Source organism: Erwinia sp. TECH1 (genome assembly GCF_054057575.1).
On the sequence record NZ_JBSRZK010000001.1, the window covers coordinates 91307 to 116733 of the forward strand.

Genomic DNA, 25427 nt, shown 5'->3' on the forward strand with positions numbered 1-25427 from the left:
CGCTTGCCCGTACATGGTGATATTTCAGGGGTCTTTCAGGACATGGCAGAGAAAAAAAGTGCGAAAAGGAATCGTCGCGAAGAAATACTGCAGGCGCTGGCGCAAATGCTGGAATCCAGCGATGGTAGCCAGCGGATCACTACCGCCAAACTGGCGGCAAGCGTGGGGGTTTCTGAAGCTGCGCTTTACCGGCACTTTCCCAGCAAAACCCGCATGTTTGACAGCCTGATTGAGTTTATTGAAGACAGCCTGATTACGCGCATCAATCTAATCTTGCAGGATGAAAAAGAGACGCTGCCGCGTTTACGGCTGATTATCCAGCTGATCCTGGGCTTTGGTGAGCGTAATCCGGGCTTATCACGTATTCTGACCGGCCATGCGTTGATGTTCGAGCAGGACCGCCTGCAAAGCAGAATTAACCAGCTGTTCGAACGGATTGAGGTGCAGCTGAAGCAGGTGCTGCGCGAGCAGAAAATGCGTACCGGCGAAGGATTCCAGACGGAGGAGGCGCTGCTGGCCTCGCAGCTGCTGGCTTTCTGTGAGGGTTTGCTGTCGCGCTTTGTGCGTTCCGACTTCCGCTATCGCCCGACGGTGGAATTTGAAACGCGCTGGCCGCTGCTGGCCTGTCAGCTGGTCTGAATCGGGAAGGCCGCAGTTGGCCTGTCAGCCGGTCTGAATCGGGAAGGCCACAGTTGGCCTGCCAGCTGATCTGAATCGGGAAGGCCGCAGTTGGCCTTCCAGCCGGTGTGAAATGAAAGGGCCGCAACTCGCGGCCCGCATTCGTCAGATACCGTACTCTTTGCGGTAGGCCCGGACGGCGGCCAGATGATCGGCCAGCTCCGGTTTCTCTTCCAGGTAGCTAATCAGATCGTTCAGCGTGATGATGGCGATAACCTTGCAGCCGTAATCGCGCTCCACTTCCTGAATAGCCGACGCCTGTCCGCGGCCTCGCTCCTGCCGATCCAGCGAAATCAGCACGCCGGCCAGGGTCGCCTTATTCGCCGAAATGATCTCCATCGATTCGCGAATAGCGGTACCGGCGGTAATAACGTCATCTACCAGCATAATACGGCCCTGTAACGGGCTGCCGACCAGCGTTCCGCCTTCGCCGTGGTCCTTCGCTTCCTTACGGTTGAAGCAGTAAGGCACATCGCGGTCGTGGTGATCGGCCAGCGCAACGGCGGTGGTAGTAGCGATAGGAATGCCTTTATAGGCCGGGCCGAACACCAGATCGAAATCGATAGCGGAATCCACCAGCGCCTGCGCATAGAAACGGCCTAACAGCGCCAGGTCACGGCCCGTGTTAAACAAGCCCGCGTTAAAGAAATAGGGGCTTTTACGTCCGGATTTCAGCGTGAACTCTCCAAATTTCAGGACCTGCTTATTAATAGCAAATTCGATAAATTGGCGCTGCCAGGCTTTCATGTCTCGCTCCTCAATCATTAAAAAAGGCGACTCTCTGGTCGCCTGGGGAAATCAGTCTTGTAGCGCCGCTTTCTGCGCCTGAATCAGCGTATCAATACCGCCGCGAGCCAGCGACAGCAGCGTCAACAGCTCGTCATGGCTGAACGGCTCGCCTTCTGCCGTGCCCTGCACTTCAATCATGCGACCATCTTCGGTCATGACTACGTTCATGTCGGTTTCCGCAGCGGAATCTTCGACATATTCCAGATCGCATAACGCTTCGCCGTTGACGATGCCGACAGACACGGCGGCGACCATCCCCTTCATTGGGTTGGCTTTCAGCTTGCCGATAGCGACCAGATGATTAAGCGCATCTGCCAGCGCTACGCAGGCGCCGGTAATAGAAGCGGTACGCGTGCCGCCATCCGCCTGCAGGACGTCGCAGTCCAGCGTGATGGTGAATTCGCCCAGCGCTTTCAGATCCAGCGCTGCTCGCAGGGAACGGGCAATCAGACGCTGAATTTCCAGCGTGCGGCCGCCCTGCTTGCCTTTGGCCGCTTCGCGAGCGTTACGGCTATGGGTAGCGCGTGGCAGCATGCCATATTCTGCGGTTACCCAGCCCTGGCCCTGTCCTTTCAGAAAGCGCGGCACGCCTTCCTCAATGGTGGCGGTGCAAAGGACTTTGGTTTCACCGAATTCAACCAGAACGGAGCCTTCCGCATGTTTGGTGTAGTGGCGAGTCAGGGTGACGGGACGCACCTGATGGGCATTACGGCCTGCTGGACGCATGGTTTTTCTCCGGCTTGAAAATCGTGATTGGCTGCGCATTATACGGATTTCACAGCCGAATGCCTATGACAGCCTGCTGGTAACGCGGTTTCTGTGCAGCTGGCGCGATAGTAAGCGCCGCCTCAATCCCATTGATTTGTCAGAGTTTGACCAGATGCCTGTTAAGGCAAGGCCGGCACCGCTATAATCACCTGAACTTATTCTGAAAACGGGTACGCATAATGATCCGCAGTATGACCGCCTACGCCCGGCGTGAAACCAAAGGCGAATGGGGCAGCGCAGTTTGGGAGCTTCGTTCCGTAAACCAGCGCTATTTAGAAACCTATATTCGTCTGCCTGAGCAGTTTCGCGGCCTGGAGCCGGTGATCCGCGAACGTATTCGCAACCGACTGACCCGCGGTAAAATCGAGTGTAATCTGCGTTTTGACGCAGACGCGCGCGCGCAGAGCTCTCTGGTGCTGAATGAAAAACTGGCTATCCAGCTGGTTAAAGCCGCCAACTGGGTCAAAATGCAGAGCGACGAGGGCGAAATCAATCCGGTCGATATTTTGCGCTGGCCTGGCGTCATGTCAGCAGAAGAGCAGGATTTGGATGCCATTTCCGCAGAGTTGTTAAGCGCGCTGGACAGCGCTCTGGACGACTTTATCGCCGCCCGTGAAACGGAAGGCGCCGCGTTAAAATCATTGATTGAACAACGGCTGGAAGGCGTCAGTACTGAAGTGACTAAAGTACGTGCGCAGATGCCGGACGTGTTGAAATGGCAGCGCGAACGTCTGGTTACCAAACTGGAAGAGGCTCAGGTTCAGCTGGACAGTAATCGGGTTGAGCAGGAACTGATTATGCTGGCGCAGCGCGTGGACGTGGCGGAAGAGTTGGATCGTCTGGAAGCGCATGTTAAAGAAACCTATAACATCCTGAAAAAGAAAGAAGCGGTGGGCCGCCGCCTCGACTTTATGATGCAGGAATTTAACCGCGAATCGAATACGCTGGCGTCTAAATCAATCAATGCAGAGGTTACCACTTCGGCTATTGAGCTGAAGGTGCTGATTGAGCAGATGCGTGAACAGATTCAGAATATTGAGTAAAGTTGCATACAGTCGCACTCAGTAGCAGAAAACCAATAAAGCCCGCTAATTGCGGGCTTTATTATTTTCATGCTGTTGCATAACATCGCGCATTTTCTTTGTACCCAAAGTACTTTCCTCGCTCCAGCTTGGGTACAAAGCACTATTCAATGTTAATGCAACACTATGGCAAAGCTGAAAGATATTCAGATGCAGGCATGGATTAAGGCAGGAGAACGGCTTGAGGGGCGCCCCATGGAGATCATAGCCGTTCACCACAGAAGTAGTGGTTTCAGTGATGTTCTGGTCACCATTTTTCCGCCAACGGATAAAGGAAAGATTAACTGATGGTTAAAAAAAAGGTATGTTAAAAGATAAACATGGCATTCCTGAACCTGACAGTGATGGTCATTTTTATGTGACATTCTGGTTATTTGGTGAGGGTTATAAAGAAGAAGGTAAAAATGACAGGCTTTGCTTTAATGATATGAACCCGCCTGTAAATTGTATTGAAAAGGACAGGGTATTTTCAATCAGTTCCAGCAGAAACAGAGGCACTATATTTATATTAAATGATGGCGAATATCGGATGAAAAAAGAGGGTAAAATAATCAAACTTAAAAAAGAATAAGTCCGTCCTCGCAGGTTGAGACAGTACTAAAATCATCCTTTTCTCCAGGGCTTACACCAGCTATACGGAACGTACCTTAGGATGTCCTCATCTGGTGCCACCCAATGCAGAAAAAGACGCTAAAATCGGGCCATATTCCTAATTTTTGTCTGCCGAGCATCTAATATTATACAGCCCGCGTCAGCGGCGTATAATTTGGCTTTATCTGAACGCACTTATGGATTATTGCACGCAAGGAGGCGAAGTTATGCCAGCCCTGGAGTTCCCCTGTACCTTTTTCAAGTCTCGGAAACGCATGGACGACTACAACGCCGACGATATGCGCTGTGGTGACCTTTCCGAAGCAGAGCTGAAATCCCAATACCAGCTGAATTATATTTCCGATCGGGTTGATCCTTATACGTTAACCCGACGTTCCTCACTGGATCGCCCTCAGTCCATGTTCTGCTGCAATCTGCGCGGAGCCGGTGAGAAAATCACTCGCCAGCAGTGCGCCATTATCCTGTTTGATGAGCTCCGATCGCTATCACGCACATTTTCCCTTTATGGCCCATACAGCCATCTGATTGAAAAGATGATCGACCATATGCAGAACGAAAAGGGTACTCCTTTCCGGAATGTAGTGCTGGACAGGGCTTTAAAGGAGCATATTATCAGGGATAACTCGCAGGAAAACAGTACACGTCTGTTATTGAAAGAAGCTTTTAATACTTATATCAATTGGGAAAAAAAATGTTATCCCGCAGGGGAAAAAGACAGGCTGAGGAAGGTTATTTTAGATGGTAAACTACCTAAATTTGACAGATTCCAGGATAATTACAATGGTATGGGCATTACCGTTCATGATACCTGGGCTACGCATATCACCATAAAATCACTGTATATTGATAATGGTCGTTTCCGGGCAGTGGTGCGCTACAAAGTACAGGATCATTTTGGTCTCGACACTGACGATATACTGAAAACAAAATTTAACCAGCTCCAGTTCTTCCGTATCTGGTTCGTACTTCAGCGATACAATCATTTTGGCTTCAGGCCATTTATCACCAACATGGAAGCCACTGTAGAGATCCTCGGAGGGCGCGATGAAAACAAAAAATAAAAAAACGCTTTATGTGCTATTAACGATTGGCTGCACCCTGCTGGGCTTCTTCCTGTGGTTGTCGTTACGTTCGGTAGAGATTGTGGCGGTTCATGAAGACGAAGAGTTTAGCTCTGTTCTGGTAAGAAATTTCCCTTTCACCGATCGGGGGAAAATAAGTTGGTGGCTAAAAAACAAGGAGGTATTAAAAGCAAAATATAACATCCCAAAGCCTGCAAAGGATGGCTTCTTTTCCATAGTATTTTGGGATTTTGGTGATGGATACAAAGAAGAGGCGAAGTACGACAGACGTTGCTTTGACGACATGAAACCGCCTGAAAATTGTATAGAAAAAAATAGAGTCTTCTCTGTTAGCGACAGTAAGAATATGGGAATTTCTTTTACTACTAATGATGAAATATATCGTATGAAGGAAAGTGGGGAGATAGTAAAAATCAAAAATGAATAAACCCCCCCTCGCGTAGAGATAACAATAAAATCTTCCGCTCCCCCCGTATTGTCCCCAACCATGCGAAGAAAACATGAGTGAGCCCGATCGCTATCCCGCAAATTTGCTCTTTATGAGCCGTACAGCCAACTGGTTGGTAAGATGATTGACCCAATGCATAAACAGTTATTGTCTGCCGTACACTTTTATCACTGGTGAGTGCATGAACCCTGTGCCTGACGCATATCACCAAAGATGAATAGTTTTACAGGCGGCACCAGGCTAAAATCCCCCTTCTTTTCCTGCGGATAATTTTAAGGTTTTTATGCAAACTCTTCCTCCCTGCCCTGAATGCCACTCCGAATACAGCTGGCAGGATGGCGACCTGTTTAACTGTCCCGAATGCGGCCACGTCTGGTCTGGCAACACAGAAGCCACAGAGGCGCTGGTAGTTAAAGATGCCAACGGCAATCTGCTGGCTGACGGCGACAGCGTGACGGTTATCAAAGACCTCAAGGTCAAAGGCAGCTCAACGCCTCTTAAGATCGGCACCAGGGTAAAAAGCATTCGCCTGGTGGAAGGCGATCATAATATCGACTGTAAAATTGACGGCTTTGGCCCGATGAAGCTGAAATCAGAATTCGTAAAGAAAAACTGATCCGGTTTTAACCTGCGGCAACGATCGGCGTACAGGCTGCCCAGTCTTCAGCTAAAGGCCGCAGCTTGTTCTGCCGTGATAAGCGCCTGCTTTTCTAACTGCATGGCGATTGAACGCGGCGAACGCTCACACAGGCCAGCCAGCTCGCTGACGGAATGGCCCTGCCGGAAAAGCGCTATCAATTCCTGTTTTTGCTCTTCAGACCAGGGAAGATAAGCATTGCCAGGCCGCCCTTCCGCTCGATTCTTTTCCCGACGCTCTTCTGGCGTCAGCTTCACTTTTTCTTGCCGTTTTACAGCACTGAAATTCACACCGCTGAACTCTTCAGCCAGAGCAAACAACAGCCTTATAGCATCGGGTGTATGCACAACAGAAGCTGGCGGCAACAGCTCGCCTGTTTCCGGATGGATCCCTTTTGCCAACAGTCGGAAAATTTCACCTGCCATCATTTTTCTCGTCCTTGTGGTAGCCTGCCCGACTTCAGGATCCAGCCGTGCAGTTTTTTAATCATGCTATGTCAGGTAGCTAAGCCTATTGCTGAATAGCGGATTCAAAAAAACTTAAACAAAATAAAACGTTGTCCTGGAGACGCGCACGGTTACTTTATTTTCAGATTAGGTAAACTCATTTACTTAACGGCTTTTAGAAAAATTCACTCGTCAACCTGTCTGGGATCCTGCAGGCTTGCCGCCGATTGCTCAGGAGCGGGTTATGCTACTTACTGTTTTTTATCTGATTGGGATCACCGCAGAGGCCATGACCGGCGCGCTGGCGGCTGGCCGCCGTAAAATGGATATGTTTGGCGTAATTATTATCGCTTCCGTTACCGCCATTGGCGGCGGATCCGTGCGCGATATGCTGCTTGGGCACTACCCGCTTGGCTGGGTAAAACACCCCGAATACATCATCATTGTGGCGATGGCTGCCGTTATTACCACCCAGCTGGCGCCGCTGATGCCGCATTTGCGCAAGGTCTTCCTGGTGCTGGACGCGCTGGGCCTGGCCGTTTTCTCTATCATCGGCACTAAAGTGGCGCTGGATATGGGCCATGCCTCGATTATTGCGGCTATTAGTGCGGTGATTACCGGCGTCTTCGGCGGCGTGCTGCGCGATATGTTCTGCAACCGTATCCCGCTGGTTTTCCAGAAGGAGCTTTATGCCGGTATCGCTTTTGCTTCCGGCTGGCTCTATATCCTGCTGTTGAAAACGCCGGTATCCGAAGAATTGGCCATCATCATTACGCTGCTGTTTGGCTTTCTGGCGCGCCTGCTGGCGTTGCGCTTCCGGCTGGGGCTGCCGGTATTTAACTATCCTCATGCCGATCACTAAAAGGTTCATCGCCTTGCCTCGTCTGCATAAGCAATCAGCTGCTGCACCTGAGGGTGATGCAGAAAACGCACGATTTGCCCGGCCAGCGTTTTACCTATGCCTGGTAGCTGCTGCCATGCCTCTTCCCGTCGGGCCAGTAGCGTTGACCAGTCGTTATCTTCAATAGCGTTCAGAGCACCTTCCGGTACAGGAACGCCCAGGGCTTTTACCCAGCGCCTGAAGGGCTGCCGTCGGCTTAGCGAGAATTGGTGGTAAAGCCAGTCTGCGCGGGCGGGCGTGAGGTCAGCAATTTTCCGCAGATCTTCCTGAGTCAGCGCAAGCCAGGAAAAGAGATGGGTCAGCTGCCCGGCCTGCATCAGGCGCTGCCAGCTGCTGCGGCTGACGCCGGTCATCGCCAGCGCCTGTCTGCCGCTTGCCCAGACAAGGCGGGCCAGAAACTGCTCGCGACAGGCAGGCGTATAGTCAAAACAGCTCAGAGCATGAAAAGCATCAGCATCCGGTACGGGCGGCCTGCCCCGTTTTTGTACCCGCCAGATGACCTCGTCAAGCCTGGGGATGCCCTGACCCGCCAGGCTAATGGCGACCCTGTCGCCCGGCACGATATCCAGCGCCTGCCAGCGTTTAAGCGAGCCAATATTGACCCGGCTGACTTTTTTATCATCCAGCTGTACGGGTAACAGATTTAGTACCGCGCCTGTTTTTCCCGTCCGCCCAATGGGGAAATCGACTGAGCGAACCTCTGCGCTCACTTTCAGCGGCGTATATTTCCAGGCTGCTGACCAGGTATTATCGCCGGGTAGCCAGTAAGCGCCCTTTACTGGCGTACCGTGGATCACCACGCCATCCGTAACAAAGGGCAGAGGCTGATGAAACCAACGTTCGCGCCAGTCGGCGACTTCATCAGCGTTGGCAACAGGCTTGCTCCAGGCTTCCATAATGCTGAAGCCCGCCTTGCTTAACTGCTGTAAGCGTTGCGGCATTTTTTCCGGGCCGTCCGGCCACGCCCAGATAAACATGCCCAGCTGTGCCAATAGCGGCGAGCTCTCATTACGCCGCATTGCGCCAGCCACGACGGCGCGGGCATTAACGCCGCCCTGGCTGGCCTGCTGGTGATCGGTCATCTTCAGATAAAGTTCGCCCTGCAAAACCAGGGGATCGTCATCCAGCGTTATCTGCTGCGGAATAGCGGGTATATGGCGTGCTTTTTCCGTCCAGTCTTCTCCTCGCAGCCCGTCGCCGCGACTGATTACCCGCACAAGTTTTCCATGCCGGTACCAGAGCGTCACGGCAATGCCGTCCAGTTTTGGCTGCACCCACAGCGGTTGCTTTCCCACCATCCAGCGCACCACCGCCCGCCTGTCCGGCAGCTTTTTGACGCCAACATGCGCTACCGGATGCCGTACCTTGCCGCTTTTCGCCAGCGCCGGCGAACGAGACTCGCTTTCGGGCCGGAAGCAGCGCTGCCAGTCGTGATACGTTTTCTCTAAGGCATCATAGCGTTCATCCTCTACCAGGCTGATGCCCTGCTCATAGTAGGCCCGATCCCAGTCGCTCAGCTGTTTTTCCAGCGCCGCCATCTCCAGTTCTGCCCGGGCGGGCGACCAGACGGGGCAAAAAGCCTGTGCAATGGCGCACCCTCCCAGCCCGAACATTATTACTATGCTTCGCATCTCCACACTCCCTTGTTGCTCTGCTTCGCTTATTAAATCGGCAAAATCAGAACACGGCGATAGCGTAAGTTCGCTTATGGAAAACGTATCGAAAAGTTTTTTCCCTAGCATGAAACCTGTCATCAGTACCGCGAGCCATCTTCCAGTTTTAGAGAAAAAACGCGGCAGAACAGCCGAAACGCTGCATCCTGGCCTTCACCCGTGTATACTGTGCAGGAAGTAAACTCCGACTGGCATAGCAAGAAATCATCATGGCTCAAGGCACACTTTTTATTGTTTCAGCACCAAGCGGCGCGGGTAAATCCAGCCTGATTAACGCGCTGCTAAAGACGCAACCGCTGTATGACACTCAGGTGTCCATCTCCCATACCACCAGGGGCGTGCGTCCGGGTGAAAATCACGGCGAACACTATTATTTTGTAAACCATGACGAATTTCGTCGTATGATCGAAGAAGATGCCTTTCTGGAGCACGCCGAAGTCTTCGGCAACTATTACGGCACGTCACGTAGGGCGATTGAGCAGGTGCTCTCAACCGGCGTGGATGTCTTTTTAGATATTGACTGGCAGGGCGCGCAGCAAATCCGTCAGAAAATGCCGCAGGCACGCAGCATTTTTGTTTTACCGCCGTCAAAAGACGAGCTGGATCGCCGCCTGCGCGGTCGCGGTCAGGACAGCGAAGAGGTCATTGCCCGGCGTATGGCGCAGGCCGTCGCGGAAATGAGCCACTATGCGGAGTACGACTACCTTATTGTGAATGATGATTTCGATCTGGCGCTGTCCGATCTGAAAACCATTATTCGCGCCGAGCGTCTGCGAATGGGCCGTCAAAAATCCCGTCATGATGCTTTAATCAGCAAACTGTTGGCAGACTGAGGACAACTCAGTATGATGCCCAGTCATTTCGTCAACCGTGGAGTATCACACTTATGGCACGCGTAACCGTACAGGACGCAGTAGAAAAAATTGGTAACCGTTTTGACCTGGTTCTGGTCGCCGCTCGTCGCGCTCGCCAGATGCAGGTTGGCGGTAAAGATCCGCTGGTTCCGGAAGAAAACGACAAGTCTACCGTTATCGCGCTGCGCGAGATCGAAGAAGGTCTGATCACCAACCAGATTCTGGATGTCCGTGATCGTCAGGAACAGCAGGAGCAGGAAGCCGCAGAACTGCAGGCTGTTACCGCTATCGCTGAAGGTCGTCGTTAATCATCAGCCGGAAGGCTCGCCCTTGTATCTGTTTGAAAGTCTCAATCAACTGATTGAAAAATACTTGCCTGAGGACCAGATAAAGCGCCTCAAGCAAGCTTACCTTGTCGCACGTGATGCTCACGAGGGACAGACTCGCTCCAGCGGTGAGCCTTATATTACCCATCCGGTTGCTGTCGCCTGTATTCTGGCGGAGATGAAGCTCGACCATGAAACGCTCATGGCCGCGCTTCTGCATGATGTCATCGAGGATACTCCCGCCACCTATCAGGATATGGAACAGCTGTTCGGTAAAAACGTGGCTGAACTGGTGGAAGGGGTTTCCAAGCTAGACAAGCTGAAATTTCGCGATAAGAAAGAGGCGCAGGCCGAAAACTTTCGCAAAATGATCATGGCGATGGTGCAGGATATCCGCGTCATTCTGATCAAGCTGGCTGACCGCACGCACAACATGCGCACGCTGGGATCGCTGCGTCCGGATAAGCGTCGACGTATCGCGCTGGAAACACTGGAGATCTACAGTCCGCTGGCGCATCGCCTGGGTATTCATCACCTGAAAACCGAGCTGGAAGAGCTGGGTTTCGAGGCGCTCTATCCCAACCGCTACCGCGTTATCAAAGAGGTAGTGAAAGCGGCGCGCGGCAACCGCAAAGAGATGATCCAGAAAATCCTTGCGGAAATTGACGGTCGTCTGCAGGAAGCCGGCATTCCGTGTCGCGTCAGCGGCAGGGAAAAACACCTCTATTCCATCTACTGCAAAATGCACCTGAAAGAGCAGCGCTTCCATTCCATTATGGATATCTATGCCTTCAGGGTCATCGTTCACGACGTGGACACCTGTTACCGGGTGCTGGGCCAGATGCACAGCCTCTATAAGCCTCGTCCGGGCCGGGTGAAAGACTACATCGCTATCCCCAAGGCCAACGGCTATCAGTCGCTGCACACTTCGATGATCGGCCCGCATGGCGTACCGGTTGAAGTGCAGATCCGTACGGAAGATATGGATCAGATGGCAGAGATGGGCGTCGCGGCGCACTGGGCCTATAAAGAGCAGGGCGAAAGCAGTACCACCGCGCAAATCCGCGCCCAGCGTTGGTTGCAAAGCCTGCTGGAGCTGCAGCAGAGCGCGGGCAGCTCCTTTGAATTTATCGAAAGCGTAAAATCGGATCTTTTCCCGGACGAGATTTACGTTTTCACGCCGGAAGGCCGCATCGTCGAACTGCCTGCGGGCGCGACGCCGGTTGACTTCGCCTATGCGGTGCACACCGATATCGGTCATGCCTGCGTGGGCGCGCGTGTCGATCGCCAGCCCTACCCGCTTTCCCAGCAGCTGACCAGCGGTCAGACCGTTGAAATCATTACGGCACCGGGCGCACGGCCTAACGCCGCCTGGCTGAACTTCGTGGTCAGCTCCAAAGCGCGCGCCAAAATCCGTCAGCTGTTGAAAAACCTCAAGCGCGACGACTCGGTCAGCCTTGGCCGTCGTCTGCTGAATCATGCGCTGGGCGGCAGCCGCAAGCTGGCCGAGATTTCGCCGGAGAGCATTCAGCACGAGCTGGAACGCATGAAGCTGGCGACGCTGGACGATCTGCTGGCAGAGATTGGCCTGGGCAACGCCATGAGCGTGGTCGTGGCGAAAAACCTGCAGCAGAGCGACCAGCCTGCACCGGTGGTTTCCAGTACGCCATCGCGCGGCAAGCTGCCAATCAAAGGCGCCGACGGCGTGCTGATCACCTTTGCCAAGTGCTGCCGCCCTATTCCCGGCGATCCTATCGTGGCGCATGTCAGCCCCGGCAAAGGCCTGGTAGTGCACCACGAATCCTGCCGTAATATTCGCGGCTACCAGAAAGAGCCAGAGAAGTTTATGGCGGTAGAGTGGGATAAGGTTACCGAGCAGGAGTTCGTGGCGGAGATCAAGGTGGATATGTTTAACCACCAGGGCGCGCTGGCAAACCTGACGGCGGCCATAAACACCGCCGGATCGAATATCCAGAGCCTGAACACGGAAGAGAAAGATGGCCGGGTTTACAGCGCCTTTATCCGTCTGACGGCACGCGATCGCGTTCATCTGGCGAATATTATGCGCAAAATCCGCGTAATGCCTGACGTGATCAAAGTTCACCGCAACCGAAACTAGCGCATGAATGCTCAACGTTTTGCCCGTATCCGTGAAATGCTGGCTGCCCGCCAGCACGATTTAACCGTCTGCATGGAGCTGGTGCACAAACCGCATAACGTCTCTGCGGTGATCCGCACGGCGGATGCGGTTGGCGTGCATGAAGTCCATGCGGTCTGGCCGGGCAGCCGGATGCGTACCATGGCCTCTGCCGCCGCCGGAAGCAACAGCTGGGTGCAGGTAAAAACGCATCCCACTATTGCCGATGCGGTCACGCATCTTAAAGGCCAGGGAATGCAGATCCTGGCTACGCATCTTTCTGATAAAGCAGTAGATTTCCGCGAAATCGATTACACCCGCCCGACCTGCGTGTTGATGGGTCAGGAAAAAACCGGTATCACCCAACAGGCGCTTGAACTGGCTGACCAGGAGATCGTTATTCCGATGGTCGGCATGGTGCAGTCGCTGAACGTTTCCGTGGCTTCGGCACTGATCCTCTATGAAGCGCAGCGCCAGCGCCAGAACGCAGGCATGTATCAGCGTCAGGAGAGCCTGCTTTCCCACAGCGAACAGCAGCGCCTGCTGTTTGAAGGCGGCTATCCCGTTCTGGCCAGGGTCGCCAAACATAAAGGCTTACCTTATCCGCAAATTAGCGAGACGGGCGAGGTGATTGCCGATCCCGGCTGGTGGGCCACCATGCAGGCATCGGTACGTAAAAAATGACGGGCCGCCTGATGGACGCCATCCCGCTCAGCACGCTTGCCGGCGTTGGTGCCAGCCAGGCTGGCAAACTGGCGAAGCTCGGGCTGACCACCGTGCAGGATCTGCTGCTGCATCTGCCGCTTCGTTACGAAGACCGCACCCAGCTTTACGCTATTAACGACCTCCTGCCTAACATCTACGCCACGGTAGAGGGCGAAGTGCTGCAAAGCGATATCTCCTTTGGCCGCCGCCGCATGCTGACCTGTCAAATCAGCGACGGCACCGGCATCCTGACGCTGCGCTTTTTCAACTTTAACGCCGGCATGAAAAACAGCCTGGCGCCCGGCCGGCGCGTAACCGCCTATGGCGAAATAAAGCGCGGCCAGCGCGGGGCCGAAATCATCCATCCTGAGTATCGCGTTCAGGGCGATAACAGCGTGGTGGAGCTACAGGAAACGCTGACGCCGGTCTACTCCACGACCGAAGGGATCCGCCAGGCGACGCTGCGCAACTTGACCGATCAGGCGCTGAAGTTGCTGGATACCTGTCCTGTCGCCGAACTTCTGCCGCAGGAGCTGAGCCAGGGCATGATCAGCCTGCCGGATGCGCTGCGGATGCTGCACAGGCCGCCGCCCGACATGGCGCTGGTGGATCTGGAAAACGGCAGGCATCCTGCCCAGCGACGCCTGATTATGGAAGAGCTGCTGGCGCACAATCTCAGTATGCTGGCCGTGCGCGCCGGCGCGCAGCGCTATCGTGCTTTAGCTATGCCGGCTCGCCATGCGCTGAGCGACAGGCTGCTGGCTGCCTTGCCGTTTAAGCCGACTAACGCCCAGGCGCGCGTCGTGCAGGAAATAGAGCAGGATCTGGCACAAAGCTATCCCATGATGCGCCTGGTGCAGGGTGACGTAGGATCGGGCAAAACGCTGGTGGCCGCGCTGACTGCCCTGAACGTTATCGCCTGGGGCAAACAGGTGGCGCTGATGGCGCCAACCGAGCTGCTGGCCGAACAGCACGCCAATAACTTCCGCCAGTGGTTTGCACCGTTGGGGATTGAAGTTGGCTGGCTGGCTGGCAAGCAGAAAGGCAAGGCGCGCCTGGCGCAGCAGGATGCCATCGCCAGCGGCCAGGTATCGATGATTGTCGGCACCCACGCCATTTTCCAGGAACAGGTGCAGTTTAACGGCCTGGCGCTGGTGATTATTGACGAGCAGCACCGCTTTGGCGTCCACCAGCGGCTGGCGCTGTGGGAGAAAGGTCAGGAGCAGGGTTTTCATCCTCATCAGCTGATTATGACCGCGACGCCGATCCCGCGTACGCTGGCGATGACCGCCTATGCGGATCTGGAAACCTCCACCATTGACGAGCTGCCGCCGGGCCGTACGCCGGTCACTACCGTCGCCATTCCCGATACGCGGCGCGCCGATATTATTACCCGCGTGCAGAACGCCTGTAGCGGCGAAGGTCGCCAGGCCTACTGGGTCTGTACGCTGATTGAAGAGTCGGAACAGCTGGAAGCCCAGGCCGCCGAAGCCACCTGGGAAGAGCTGAAGCTGGCGCTGCCAGAGCTGCACGTCGGGCTGGTGCATGGCAGGATGAAACCCACCGAGAAGCAGGCGGTGATGCAGGCGTTTAAACAGGGCGAGATTGACCTGCTGGTCGCTACTACGGTCATCGAAGTTGGCGTGGATGTGCCTAATGCCAGCCTGATGATCATTGAAAACCCGGAAAGGCTGGGCCTGGCGCAGCTGCATCAGCTGCGGGGCCGCGTCGGTCGCGGCTCGGTTGCCTCCCACTGCGTGCTGCTTTATAAAGCGCCGCTGAGCAAAACCGCGCAGAAACGCTTGCAGGTTCTGCGCGACAGCAACGACGGCTTTGTGATTGCGCAATGCGATCTGGAAATCCGCGGTCCTGGCGAACTGCTGGGCACGCGCCAGACGGGCAACGCCGAATTTAAGGTAGCCGATCTGGTACGCGATGGCGCGATGATCCCGGAAGTGCAGCGCGTCGCCCGCCATATTCATCAGCACTATCCTGAACAGGCGCAGGCGCTGATTGAACGCTGGATGCCGGAAACCGAGCGCTATACCAACGCCTGACCCCCGGCAGCCTGCTGTCTTTTCTCCTGCTCTGCGGCTACCGGCCGCTAAAGGCAGCCATCGCGGCGACCGCCTCGTTAACGGGCTGCTCGCCGCCGGTTAACTCAATAATCACCCTTTTCACCTCTGGCTGCTCAATCAGCGAATGCAGCACAGCGGCCACATCATCGCGCGGGATGGTGCCGTAAGGGATGGCCAACCCGGCGTTGACTTTTCCCGTGCCCGCTTCGTTAACCAGCGTGCCGGGCCGCAGGATCACCCAGTCCAGTGAGGTGGCGGAAAGCATCACGTCGGCCTGCTTTTTTACCTGCATATAGTGCTCAAAGCCCGGCGAAGGCGCCTTGCCCCTTCCGGCATCCGGAAAAGCGGAAACCAGCAGAAAACGCTGAATACCGGCCAGCCTGGCGGCCTCGGCAGCGAAGCGCGCGCCACGGCCGTCAATGCCGTCGGTGAGATCTACGCCAGCGCCTGCTGCGCCTGCGGAGAACACCACGGCATCGCAGCCCTGCATCGCCGCCGCCAGCCTTTCGCTACTGGTGTTCATCAGGTCGATATTGACCGGTTTTACACCATCGGCTTCCAGCGCCTCTTTTTGACTGTCCCGACGATGCAGCCCCGTTACCTGATGGCCCGCATTGACCAGCCGTTTTCTGAGACGTCGCCCCACGCCGCCCGTTGCGCCAATAATAAATACGTTCATTGTGTGCTTCCTTTTTTCTGGCCCGCAGGCGCGATGATTAAGCTTAGTGAATTGTGGTTCGCTTTGCCGTCCGGCGTTTAGCCGATGCTGTTGGCAATCGTTTGCTTTTGCCGTGGAGAAGCTTAAAATCGCCACTTTGTTCGCCACGGAACCCCTGAGCATGTCCGCTAATTTTTCTGAAGCCAGCCGCAGCGCAGCGCCCGCTGCAAAAAGTGAATTAATTTACCGCCTTGAAGATCGTCCCCCGCTGCCGCAAACGCTGTTTGCTGCCTGCCAGCATTTGCTGGCGATGTTTGTGGCGGTTATCACGCCCGCACTATTGATCTGCCAGGCTTTGGGCCTGCCCGCTCAGGACACGCAGCATATTATCAGCATGTCACTGTTCGCCTCCGGGGTCGCCTCGGTGCTGCAAATAAAAACCTGGGGGCCGATAGGATCGGGACTGCTGTCGATTCAGGGCACCAGCTTTAACTTTGTGACGCCGCTGATCATGGGCGGCATGGCGCTGAAAAACGGCGGCGCTGATGTGCCGACCATGATGGCCGCCCTGTTCGGCACGCTGATGCTGGCTTCCGTTACCGAAATGGCGCTTTCCCGCGTGCTGCATCTGGCGCGCCGCGTAATTACGCCGCTGGTTTCCGGCATTGTGGTGATGATTATCGGTCTGTCGCTGATCCAGGTCGGCCTGACCTCTATCGGCGGCGGTTTTGCCGCCATGGGCGATCACACCTTTGGTGCGCCAAAGAACCTGCTGCTGGCCGGCGCGGTGCTGCTGGTGATTATTTTGCTGAACCGCCAGCGTAATCCTTATTTGCGCGTGGCTTCTCTGGTGATAGCCATGGCCGTTGGCTATCTGCTGGCCTGGCTGATGGATATGCTCCCCGCCGGAACCGCCGCAACGAACCAGCCGCTGATTGCCGTGCCACAGCCTTTCTATTACGGGCTGGGCATCGACTGGAATTTGCTGATCCCGCTGATGCTGGTATTTATGGTGACCTCGCTGGAAACCATCGGCGATATTACCGCCACTTCCGACGTTTCCGAACAGCCGGTCAGCGGCCCGCTCTATATGAAGCGGCTGAAAGGCGGCGTGCTGGCGAACGGCCTGAACTCGTGCGTCTCGGCGCTGTTTAATACCTTTCCCAACTCCTGTTTTGGACAGAACAACGGCGTGATCCAGCTGACCGGCGTCGCCAGCCGCTACGTTGGCTTCGTGGTGGCGCTGATGCTGATCGTGCTGGGGCTTTTCCCGGCGGTCAGCGGCTTTGTGCAGCATATTCCTGAACCGGTGCTGGGCGGCGCGACCATCGTTATGTTTGGTACGATTGCGGCCTCGGGCGTGCGCATCGTCTCGCGCGAGCCGTTGAATCGTCGGGCGATTATGATTATTGCGCTGTCGCTGGCGGTGGGACTGGGCGTTTCACAACAGCCGCTGATCCTGCAATTCGCACCGGAATGGCTGAAAACGCTGCTCTCTTCCGGCATCGCCGCCGGCGGCATTACCGCTATCATCCTGAATCTGCTTTTCCCGCAGGAGAAATAGCGTAAACGGCAGAGGGCAAAGCGCCTTCTGCCGTCTTCCCAGGGTTGAGCTTCGCGCATAAATCAGGCATAACACCCCTTATTGCAAGCGCACAGGGATAGCTCATGAAATTTGTTGGAAAAATTCTTCTTTCGCTGCTGGTTATCCTGCTGGCATTGGTCATTGTGTTGTATCTACTGCTGCAAACTCGCTGGGGAGCCAGCTGGCTCAGCCGCACCGTTAGCCAGCACAGTAGTTATCAGCTGGCAGTCGGCAAGCTGGAGCATAATTTTTCCGCGCCATCGCATCTCATCCTTCATGACGTTTCGTTCGGCCATAAAACCCGACCAGCCACCCTGGTGGCAAAAAGCGTCGACTTAGGGTTAAGCGCCGGGCAGTTTTCACGGCCGCTGCATTTTGCCAGCGTTTTGCTTAACCAGGGTACGCTAAGAATTACCAGCAAAACCAGCCAACTGCCTCTTTCCGCAGCGCGTTTGCAGCTGAGCGAAATGGCGGTTAGCAGCCATCACGACATGCTGCCCCTGGACGCTCAGCACGTAAACGGCGGCGTGATGCCGTGGCAGCCCGAGGCGACAAGCTTTATCGGTAATAATGCCAGCTTCCAGTTCAGCGCCGGATCGCTGACGTTTAAAGACATTCCCGCCAGGAATGTGCTGATTGAAGGCCGCATCAGGTCCAAACAGCTGGAGCTTAGTAATATGGGCGCCGACGTGGCGCGCGGATCGGTGACGGCCAGCGCACAGCGTGACGAGCAGGGCAGCTGGCAGGTCAGCACGCTAAGGCTGAACAATCTGCGTCTGCAAAGCAGCAAAACGCTTGCCGAATTTCTACAGCCTCTACTGACGCTGCCCGTCGTGCATTTCGAGCGAGTGGATGTAACCGATGCCCGACTGGAAGGTCAGAACTGGGCGGTGACCGATCTTAATCTGGCGTTGAAAAATATAACGCTGCGCGACGGCGACTGGGAAAGCGAGGACGGCTCGCTGTCGATGAACGCCAGCAGCTTTGTAAATGGCGCGCTGCTGCTGAACGATCCTATCGTTAATATGACCTTCTCGCCGCAGGGCGCGGCGCTGACGCAGTTCAGCTCCCGCTGGGTTAACGGGCTGATCCGCGCGTCAGGTAACTGGACGCGCAGCGATAAAAAGCTGACGCTGGATGACGTGGTAATCGCCGGGCTGGAGTACACGCTGCCGCCAGCCTGGCGGACGTTCTGGCTTAGCCGTTTACCGGCGTGGCTGCACGCTGTGGAAGTAACAAAGCTGAACGTCAGCCATAACCTGATTATTGATATCGATCCGGATTTTCCCTTCCAGCTGACCTCGCTGGATGGCAACGGCAGCAACCTGCTGCTGGCGCGCGATCGGGAATGGGGCATCTGGGGCGGCAACCTGAGTTTTAACGCAGCGGAAGCGACCTTTAACCGTGTGGATCTGCGTCATCCTTCTCTCGCCCTGACGGCGGACAGCAATGCCATTAACGTCACGGAGATGAGCGCGTTTCCCCGCAGCGGCCTTCTCGAAGGGCTGGCAACGGTTTCGCAGCAGCCGCAGCGCGCCTTTTCGCTGTCGCTGCATGGCCGTGAAACGCCGCTGAATCTGTTGCAGGACTGGGGATGGCCAGCGGTGCCCCTGACCGAAAACGGTGAGCTGACGCTGAAGATGCAGGGCAGCCTGGCGAAAGACGCGCCGCTGAAGCCTTCCGTTAACGGCTCGCTTTCCGCTGTTGCTGGCGATAAGTCAGTTCAGCAGACCGTGCAGGCAGGTAATCTCGGCAGCAGGTAAAAACGCTGTCCGTAAGCGGACTATATGATTAACCCGTATTCGCAACGTAGCGCGGTTAATGTATAGTCCGCTTTTTTACGGAGGAACCATGCTGACCAACTCATCCATACGTCTCAATAAATACATTAGCGAGAGCGGTATCTGTTCTCGTCGCGATGCCGATCGCTATATCGAACAGGGAAATGTCTTTATTAACGGCAAGCGGGCCGCCGTTGGCGCGCAGGTTTTTGCCGGTGACGTGGTGAAAGTGAACGGTCAGCTTATCGAGCCGCGCGATGAGGAAGACCTGGTCTTTATCGCCCTGAATAAGCCCGTCGGCATTATCACCACCATGGAAGAAGGCGAGCGGGATAACATCAGCGACTTCGTTAACCACAGCAAGCGGGTTTTCCCTATTGGCCGCCTGGATAAAGATTCGCAGGGCCTGATTTTCCTGACCAATCACGGCGATCTGGTCAATAAAATCCTGCGCGCCGGAAACAATCACGAAAAAGAGTATGTGGTCACGGTAAACAAGCTGGTGACGGATGAGTTTATTGAGGGCATGAGCGCTGGCGTGCCGATGCTGGGCACGGTGACGCTGAAGTGCAAGGTGCAAAAGGAAGCGCCGTTTGTTTTCCGCATTACGCTGGTGCAGGGGCTTAACCGCCAGATCCGCCGCATGTGTAAGCACTTTGGCTACGAGGTCACTAAGCTCGAACGCACGCGCATTATGAACGTCAGCCTGAAAGGCCTGCCGCTGGGCGAGTGGCGCGATCTGACCGACGACGAGCTGACCGAGCTGTTCGGCCTGATTGAGGATTCCTCATCCGAAGCGAAACCCGCCAAAAAAGCGCAGGCAAAAGCGAAGCCCGCCGCCGCGAAGAAACCGGCCATCGGCGGGCCGAAAGGCGGCGATAAAGGCGGTAAAGAAGGCGCGAAGACGCCGGGCAACCTGGCCTCCCGCAAGCGCTTTACCCAGCCGGGCCGCAAGAAAAAAGGCCGTTAAGGCATATTCGATCCGGCTGGCTCCAGCGGGCCATCCGGATCGGCAGGCAGCACAATATAGACGCCCTCAAATACCGCCCCGCACTCTTCATTGCCAAACAGCTCGACTTCCAGCTGAACGCGCGCCTTGCGTCCCCGGGCCAGCCTGTCCAGATCGCCGCTCAGCGAGCCTAAGTCCGCTACCGCGCCCGGCCTGCCGCTGATGGGATGACTGTAGCGGATATGCGCATCGGCCAGGATAATGGTGCCGCCTAAATGCCGCTCGCGCAGCAGCAGCCAAATCAGCCCCCAGCCGGTCAGCGTCGCCAGCGAAAACAGGCTGCCGGCGAACAGCGTATGGTGCGGATTCTGGTTGCCGGTTTCCGGCATCGTGGTGATAAATTTTTGCCCGGTATACTGCAAAATACGCACGCCCATTTTTTCACTGAGCGGGATGTGCTCGTACCAGGCCTGCTGCAGCTGCCCGCACCAGTCGGCACGATGCAGAATATCGTCCAGCGTGATCACCGGCTTAATCATTAAAAAATGACGAACCGGCGTTGTCTGTGGCACGGTGATTTCGCCCTGATTGACGTAGCCAAGCTTGGCGAAAAATTCGACGGCGTCTTCACGGGCGCTGCACACCACGCGCTTGGCCCCTTCCTGACGCGCCACCGACTCCAGCGTCATCGCGACCAGCGTGCCCAATCCTTTGCCCTGCACCGCCGGGTGCACGGCAAGAAAGCGAATGGCCGCCTCGTTATCCGCATTGATATAGAGCCGCCCTGCGGCAACCGGCGCGCCGCTTTCATCCACCACCATTTGGTGATGCGCAAAGGCATCCCAGGCGTCGCGCTCCGATCCCTTGGGCTGGCGAAGCGGTTTACGCAGCATTTCCCAGCGAAACTGGTAGTAGATATCCAGCTCTTCTGCGGTTTCAGGTACACGAAGATGATACATAAAGTGATTCTCTTTTTCCGGAGCGCCCGTTAGCCTTTCCGACCGCTTCATACCTGGAGCCAGAACGTCACCGGCCCGTCATTAACCAGCGATACCTGCATATCCGCCGCAAAGCGGCCCGTCTCGGTGACAAGGCCTCTTTCGCGACAGCAGGCGACAAAGTACTCATATAACCGCTCGGCCTCTGCTGGCGCCGCGCCGCCCGAAAAGCCTGGGCGCATGCCTTTTTGCGTGTCGGCCGCCAGCGTAAACTGCGAAACCACCAGCACGCTGCCGCCAGCCTGCTGCACGTTAAGATTCATCTTGCCGTTCTCATCGCTGAAAATGCGATAGCCCAACACGCGGTCGCACAGCCGCTGCGCTTTTTGCTCGTCGTCGCCTTTTTCCACGCCCAGTAAGATTAGCAATCCCGGCCCGATTTCACCGATGGTCTGACCGGCTACCGTCACGCTGGCGCTCAGCGCTCGTTGAATTAAGGCAATCATTCTCTTCCTTTTCTTCTTCCTGTTTAAGCTGGCGATAGTCGCCGAGAGAGGCGGTGATCTCTGCACCCAGCAGGACAATACACCATGTCCAGTAAACCCAAAGGAACAGAATAGGGATAACCGCCAGCACGCCATAGATAAGCTGATATGAAGGGAACATCGTAACATAGAGCGCAAAGCCTTTTTTCCCCAGCTCAAACAGCAGCCCCGCCACCAGCGCGCCGACCAGCGCATCTTTCCCCGGTACCTGCCGCGTCGGCACAATGCTGTAGAGCAGCCAGAAAGCCAGCCAGGAGAGCAGCAGCGGAAAAATACGCAGCCCGTAGTCAATCAGTCCGCTGACGCCGCTGACCGAAGCCCAGCGCAGCGACAGCAGATAAGAGCTGATCGCCAGGCTGGCACCCGCCAGCAGCGGGCCAAGCGTCAGGATCATCCAGTAGACGGCAAAAGAGTAAACGAGGGGCCTTTTGCGCTTGCTGCGCCAGATGACATTTAGCGCGCTGTCGATGGAGTACATCAGCAGCAGCGCCGTCACCACCAGCCCGCAGGCGCCCACCGCCGTCATTTTATTGACGTTGGCGACAAACTGTTCCAGATAGCTTTGAACTACCGTGCCGGACGCCGGCACAAAGTTCTGAAAGATAAACAGCTTGAGCTGCCTGCTGACATCGGCGAAGGCCGGGAACGCGGCGAACAGCGCAAATACCACCGCCACCAGCGGCACCAGCGACAGCAGCGATACGTAGGCAAGATGCCCCGCCAGCAGCGTCATGCCATCCTCGTCGATACGCTGCCACAGCAGCTTTATCCAGCGCCAGGTCGCCCGCAGGCGGTGTCGATAATGGTTAATCGGCCGCATTAGCGAAAAAGGCCGGTATGGTGGTCGCATCAAATACGGGCACGCTCTGAATGCCCAGCGCCTGCGCCGCGTCGATATTTTCCTGGTTGTCGTCAAAGAAAATAGCCTGGTCGGCGGTGAAGCCCTCTTCGCTCAGCACCTGCTGATAGATACGCGCTTCCGGCTTGCGCATCCCCATCTCCTGGGAAAGATAGAGCTTGTCCGCCGCGCTTTGTACCTCAGGATACTGCGACGGCCAGAAACGCTGATGCAGCCGGTTGGTGTTAGACAGGATCACGACCCGATGGCCGCGCGCGCGCAGTCCGTTCATGATACGGATGGTGTCCGCCCTGACGCCGACAAAAACGGCCTGCCAGCCTGCGGTGAACTGTTCGAAGCTCAGCGCCAGACCCAGCTCGTCGCACAGCTGTTCGGCAAAATCCTCGTCGCTGATTTCTCCTCGTTCATGACGATGAAAGCTTTCTCCCATCGTAAAACGGCTTTGCAGCGTGGCCAAAGGCACGCGTCCCAGATCGCTCCAGACGCCCAGAACCCGGTTGAAATCAATATCAACAATGACGTTACCTAAATCAAAGATATACAGCATGGCCATCTCCATTTGTTCCGGTAAGGTATTCACTCTAGCGGTAAAAAGAGAAGCTGAACAGGGCAGGATTTTGAAATCTGGAAGGAAGGTTCCACAGGCGAAAAAAAACAGGGCCGGAAAGATCCGGCCCTGTATTACAGCTTAAAAAAAGCGATTAAGCTTCTTTGCTGCCGCGTGATGCGCGTTTACGATCGTTTTCAGTCAGGTGACGTTTACGGATACGTACGGACAGCGGAGTCACTTCCACCAGCTCGTCGTCATCGATAAATTCAATCGCCTGCTCAAGCGTCATCTTGATAGCCGGCACCAGCGTGGTCGCTTCGTCAGTACCGGAAGCACGCATGTTGGTCAGCTTCTTACCGGTCAGACAGTTCACGGTCAGGTCGTTAGAACGGCTATGAATACCGATAATCTGGCCTTCATAAACTTCTGCGCCGTGACCCAGGAACAGCTTACCGCGATCCTGCAGGCTGAACAGGGCGAAAGCTACCGCTTTACCCTGGCCGTTAGAGATCAGCACGCCGTTCTGGCGCTGGCCCACTTCGCCCGGACGAATGTCGTCGTAGTGGCTGAAGGTGGAGTACAGCAGGCCGGTACCGGAAGTCATGGTCATGAATTCGTTACGGAAGCCGATCAGGCCACGGCTTGGGATCACGTAGTCAAGACGTACGCGGCCTTTGCCATCCGGATCCATGTTTTTCATGTCCGCTTTACGTTCGCCCATCGCCTGCATCACAGAGCCCTGATGCTGCTCTTCGATATCCAGGGTGACGTTCTCGAACGGCTCCTGCTTACGACCGTCAATTTCGCGGAAGATAACTTTTGGACGGGATACCGCCAGCTCAAAGCCTTCACGACGCATGTTTTCGATCAGTACGGACAGGTGCAGTTCACCACGGCCGGAAACGCGGAATGCATCGGCGTCTTCGGTCTCTTCCACGCGCAGCGCAACGTTGTGCACCAGCTCTTTACGCAGACGATCCAGGATCTGACGAGAAGTAACGAACTTACCTTCTTTACCGCAGAACGGCGAGGTGTTGACGTTAAAGAACATGGTAACGGTCGGCTCATCAACGCTCAGCGCCGGCAGCGCTTCCACATTCTGTGGGTCACAGATGGTGTCGGAGATGTTCAGCTCGCCCAGACCGGTGATAGCGATGATATCGCCCGCTTCCGCTTCGGTCGCGTCGATACGCTCCAGACCCAGGTGAGTCAGCACCTTGCCGACTTTACCGTTACGGGTTTTGCCTTCGCTATCGACGATGGTGACCTGCTGGTTCGGCTTCACTTTGCCGCGCTTGATGCGGCCGATGCCGATAACGCCAACATAGTTGTTGTAGTCCAGCTGCGAGATCTGCATCTGGAACGGCGCTTCCATTTCTACCTGTGGAGGAGAAACGTGCTGCACGATGGCTTCATACAGCGGGGTCATGTCTTCTGCCATGTCGCTGTGGTCAAGACCAGCAATACCGTTCAGAGCAGAAGCGTAGATAACCGGGAAGTCGAGCTGTTCGTCGGTCGCGTCCAGGTTAACGAACAGGTCAAAGACCTGATCCACAACCCAGTCAGGACGTGCGCCAGGGCGGTCAACCTTGTTGATGACCACGATCGGCTTCAGACCATTAGCAAACGCTTTTTTGGTCACGAAGCGGGTTTGCGGCATAGGGCCATCCATTGCATCCACAACCAGCAGCACCGAGTCGACCATAGACATCACACGCTCTACCTCGCCGCCGAAGTCGGCGTGTCCCGGGGTATCCACGATGTTGATACGGTAGTCGTTCCATTTAATGGCGGTGTTTTTTGCGAGGATGGTAATCCCACGCTCTTTCTCCAAATCGTTGGAGTCCATTACGCGTTCGGTCGCTTCGGTGCGGGCGTCAAAGGTCCCGGACTGCTGCAGCAACTTATCAACCAGGGTAGTTTTACCATGGTCAACGTGGGCAATAATGGCGATGTTACGCAAATTTTCGATCACAGCTTTGCCTCAGGCATTAGAAATAGCGCGCTATTGTACACGGATTAATCGAAGAGCTGAACAGGATCACAGTTTTCAATTAAAGATAACTTTCGGGATTGCTTTCGGGGCCGTTTCCGGTGCAAAAAACACCCTTTATCAGAAAAATGCACTATTATTGTGCACTGACCGCACGCAAAAGCACCATAATGGTGCGCGACTTCCATCATGGTGCAGCTCCCGTTTCACGAGAGGGCGCATCATAGCGCTTTTTTCATCAATTAAGAAAGTTGGCATAGTTTTCGCTTTAATTATAACAAGCGAAAGAGGCCAGTTTCCACAACGGTTGCTAAGCAGTCAGAGAACATAATTATCGGTCGGCTGGGCGAGAT

General features: G+C 55.4%; 26 protein-coding genes. 16 read left to right on the forward strand and 10 right to left on the reverse strand.

Annotated features, from left to right (window positions below):
• Window positions 1-42: 42 nt before the first annotated feature.
• Window positions 43-639, forward strand: coding sequence for a nucleoid occlusion factor SlmA (slmA, locus tag ACVWZ0_RS00440; protein WP_253456991.1), 597 nt, complete (start codon window positions 43-45; stop codon window positions 637-639).
• A 144-nt stretch (window positions 640-783) separates the two neighbouring features.
• Here slmA and pyrE read toward each other — a convergent pair whose 3' ends face one another.
• Both pyrE and rph read right to left on the reverse strand, forming a co-directional pair.
• Window positions 784-1425: an orotate phosphoribosyltransferase gene (gene pyrE / locus ACVWZ0_RS00445; RefSeq protein WP_253456988.1), complete on the reverse strand. Its 642-nt coding sequence runs from the start codon at window positions 1423-1425 to the stop codon at window positions 784-786.
• Window positions 1426-1476: 51 nt separating this feature from the next.
• Window positions 1477-2193 (reverse strand): ribonuclease PH, encoded by a 717-nt coding sequence (gene rph / locus ACVWZ0_RS00450; protein WP_125290623.1) that lies wholly within the window; start codon window positions 2191-2193, stop codon window positions 1477-1479.
• Window positions 2194-2414: 221 nt separating this feature from the next.
• Here rph and ACVWZ0_RS00455 point away from each other — a divergent pair, with 221 nt between their 5' ends.
• The 6 genes from ACVWZ0_RS00455 to ACVWZ0_RS00480 all read left to right on the forward strand — a co-directional run bounded on the left by ACVWZ0_RS00455 (window position 2415) and on the right by ACVWZ0_RS00480 (window position 6075).
• Window positions 2415-3278 (forward strand): YicC/YloC family endoribonuclease, encoded by an 864-nt coding sequence (locus ACVWZ0_RS00455; RefSeq protein WP_253456985.1) that lies wholly within the window; start codon window positions 2415-2417, stop codon window positions 3276-3278.
• A 165-nt stretch (window positions 3279-3443) separates the two neighbouring features.
• Window positions 3444-3605, forward strand: a complete 162-nt coding sequence (locus ACVWZ0_RS00460; protein WP_367399469.1) for a DUF943 family protein — start codon at window positions 3444-3446, stop codon at window positions 3603-3605.
• A gap of 16 nt (window positions 3606-3621) precedes the next feature.
• Window positions 3622-3888, forward strand: a complete 267-nt coding sequence (locus ACVWZ0_RS00465) for a DUF943 family protein (RefSeq protein ID WP_367399468.1) — start codon at window positions 3622-3624, stop codon at window positions 3886-3888.
• Window positions 3889-4135: 247 nt separating this feature from the next.
• The gene (locus ACVWZ0_RS00470; RefSeq protein ID WP_253456982.1) at window positions 4136-4990 is read left to right on the forward strand and encodes a YPO3983 family protein; all 855 of its coding nucleotides are present in this window, start codon (window positions 4136-4138) and stop codon (window positions 4988-4990) included.
• On the forward strand, window positions 4974-5438 hold the full coding sequence (locus ACVWZ0_RS00475) for a DUF943 family protein (RefSeq protein WP_253456980.1): 465 nt from the start codon (window positions 4974-4976) through the stop codon (window positions 5436-5438). Before ACVWZ0_RS00470 ends, ACVWZ0_RS00475 begins: the two co-directional genes overlap by 17 nt.
• 304 nt (window positions 5439-5742) lie before the next feature.
• A complete protein-coding gene (locus ACVWZ0_RS00480; protein ID WP_253456977.1) occupies window positions 5743-6075 on the forward strand; it encodes a zinc ribbon domain-containing protein YjdM in 333 nt (110 codons plus the stop codon).
• Window positions 6076-6122: 47 nt separating this feature from the next.
• Here the strand turns inward: ACVWZ0_RS00480 and ACVWZ0_RS00485 are convergent, their stop codons facing one another.
• Entirely contained in the window at window positions 6123-6524 is a 402-nt protein-coding gene (locus ACVWZ0_RS00485) for a hypothetical protein (RefSeq protein ID WP_253456975.1), read from the reverse strand.
• A 262-nt stretch (window positions 6525-6786) separates the two neighbouring features.
• On the opposite strand from ACVWZ0_RS00485, the gene ACVWZ0_RS00490 reads away from it, so the two are divergent.
• On the forward strand, window positions 6787-7404 hold the full coding sequence (locus ACVWZ0_RS00490) for a trimeric intracellular cation channel family protein (protein ID WP_253456972.1): 618 nt from the start codon (window positions 6787-6789) through the stop codon (window positions 7402-7404).
• A 5-nt stretch (window positions 7405-7409) separates the two neighbouring features.
• Here the strand turns inward: ACVWZ0_RS00490 and ligB are convergent, their stop codons facing one another.
• On the reverse strand, window positions 7410-9074 hold the full coding sequence (ligB, locus tag ACVWZ0_RS00495) for an NAD-dependent DNA ligase LigB (protein WP_253456969.1): 1665 nt from the start codon (window positions 9072-9074) through the stop codon (window positions 7410-7412).
• Window positions 9075-9325: 251 nt separating this feature from the next.
• Here ligB and gmk point away from each other — a divergent pair, with 251 nt between their 5' ends.
• Genes gmk through recG form a run of 5 tightly spaced genes read left to right on the forward strand, consistent with a single transcriptional unit; the run spans window position 9326 to window position 15195 of the window.
• Window positions 9326-9949: a guanylate kinase gene (gmk, locus tag ACVWZ0_RS00500; RefSeq protein WP_125290631.1), complete on the forward strand. Its 624-nt coding sequence runs from the start codon at window positions 9326-9328 to the stop codon at window positions 9947-9949.
• Between the two features lie 53 nt (window positions 9950-10002).
• Window positions 10003-10278 (forward strand): DNA-directed RNA polymerase subunit omega, encoded by a 276-nt coding sequence (gene rpoZ, locus ACVWZ0_RS00505; protein ID WP_016191359.1) that lies wholly within the window; start codon window positions 10003-10005, stop codon window positions 10276-10278.
• A 22-nt stretch (window positions 10279-10300) separates the two neighbouring features.
• Entirely contained in the window at window positions 10301-12415 is a 2115-nt protein-coding gene (gene spoT, locus ACVWZ0_RS00510; protein WP_253456967.1) for a bifunctional GTP diphosphokinase/guanosine-3',5'-bis pyrophosphate 3'-pyrophosphohydrolase, read from the forward strand.
• A gap of 3 nt (window positions 12416-12418) precedes the next feature.
• Window positions 12419-13117 carry a tRNA (guanosine(18)-2'-O)-methyltransferase TrmH gene (gene trmH, locus ACVWZ0_RS00515; RefSeq protein WP_253456964.1) on the forward strand — a complete coding sequence of 233 codons (699 nt, stop codon included), beginning with the start codon at window positions 12419-12421 and terminating at the stop codon, window positions 13115-13117.
• Complete coding sequence (recG, locus tag ACVWZ0_RS00520; RefSeq protein ID WP_253456961.1) at window positions 13114-15195, forward strand: ATP-dependent DNA helicase RecG; 2082 nt, start codon at window positions 13114-13116, stop codon at window positions 15193-15195. Before trmH ends, recG begins: the two co-directional genes overlap by 4 nt.
• 37 nt (window positions 15196-15232) lie before the next feature.
• Here the strand turns inward: recG and ACVWZ0_RS00525 are convergent, their stop codons facing one another.
• Entirely contained in the window at window positions 15233-15895 is a 663-nt protein-coding gene (locus ACVWZ0_RS00525) for an SDR family oxidoreductase (protein ID WP_253456958.1), read from the reverse strand.
• Between the two features lie 160 nt (window positions 15896-16055).
• On the opposite strand from ACVWZ0_RS00525, the gene ACVWZ0_RS00530 reads away from it, so the two are divergent.
• The 3 genes from ACVWZ0_RS00530 to rluF all read left to right on the forward strand — a co-directional run bounded on the left by ACVWZ0_RS00530 (window position 16056) and on the right by rluF (window position 20210).
• Complete coding sequence (locus ACVWZ0_RS00530; RefSeq protein WP_253456956.1) at window positions 16056-17438, forward strand: nucleobase:cation symporter-2 family protein; 1383 nt, start codon at window positions 16056-16058, stop codon at window positions 17436-17438.
• Window positions 17439-17542: 104 nt separating this feature from the next.
• Window positions 17543-19222 carry an AsmA family protein gene (locus ACVWZ0_RS00535; RefSeq protein WP_253456954.1) on the forward strand — a complete coding sequence of 560 codons (1680 nt, stop codon included), beginning with the start codon at window positions 17543-17545 and terminating at the stop codon, window positions 19220-19222.
• Between the two features lie 88 nt (window positions 19223-19310).
• The gene (gene rluF / locus ACVWZ0_RS00540; protein ID WP_253456951.1) at window positions 19311-20210 is read left to right on the forward strand and encodes a 23S rRNA pseudouridine(2604) synthase RluF; all 900 of its coding nucleotides are present in this window, start codon (window positions 19311-19313) and stop codon (window positions 20208-20210) included.
• Here rluF and fabY read toward each other — a convergent pair.
• The 5 genes from fabY to typA form a co-directional block, all read right to left on the reverse strand.
• The gene (gene fabY / locus ACVWZ0_RS00545; RefSeq protein ID WP_253456948.1) at window positions 20207-21148 is read right to left on the reverse strand and encodes a fatty acid biosynthesis protein FabY; all 942 of its coding nucleotides are present in this window, start codon (window positions 21146-21148) and stop codon (window positions 20207-20209) included. The two genes, rluF and fabY, sit on opposite strands and share 4 nt — an antisense overlap.
• 47 nt (window positions 21149-21195) lie before the next feature.
• The gene (gene dtd / locus ACVWZ0_RS00550) at window positions 21196-21633 is read right to left on the reverse strand and encodes a D-aminoacyl-tRNA deacylase (protein ID WP_253456945.1); all 438 of its coding nucleotides are present in this window, start codon (window positions 21631-21633) and stop codon (window positions 21196-21198) included.
• Window positions 21569-22492, reverse strand: coding sequence for a virulence factor BrkB family protein (locus ACVWZ0_RS00555; protein WP_369896567.1), 924 nt, complete (start codon window positions 22490-22492; stop codon window positions 21569-21571). Before ACVWZ0_RS00555 ends, dtd begins: the two co-directional genes overlap by 65 nt.
• Window positions 22479-23078 (reverse strand): glucose-1-phosphatase, encoded by a 600-nt coding sequence (gene yihX / locus ACVWZ0_RS00560; protein ID WP_253456940.1) that lies wholly within the window; start codon window positions 23076-23078, stop codon window positions 22479-22481. The genes ACVWZ0_RS00555 and yihX overlap by 14 nt, the downstream gene beginning before the upstream one ends.
• A gap of 154 nt (window positions 23079-23232) precedes the next feature.
• Window positions 23233-25056 (reverse strand): ribosome-dependent GTPase TypA, encoded by a 1824-nt coding sequence (typA, locus tag ACVWZ0_RS00565; protein ID WP_125290646.1) that lies wholly within the window; start codon window positions 25054-25056, stop codon window positions 23233-23235.
• Between the last annotated feature and the right edge of the window lie 371 nt (window positions 25057-25427).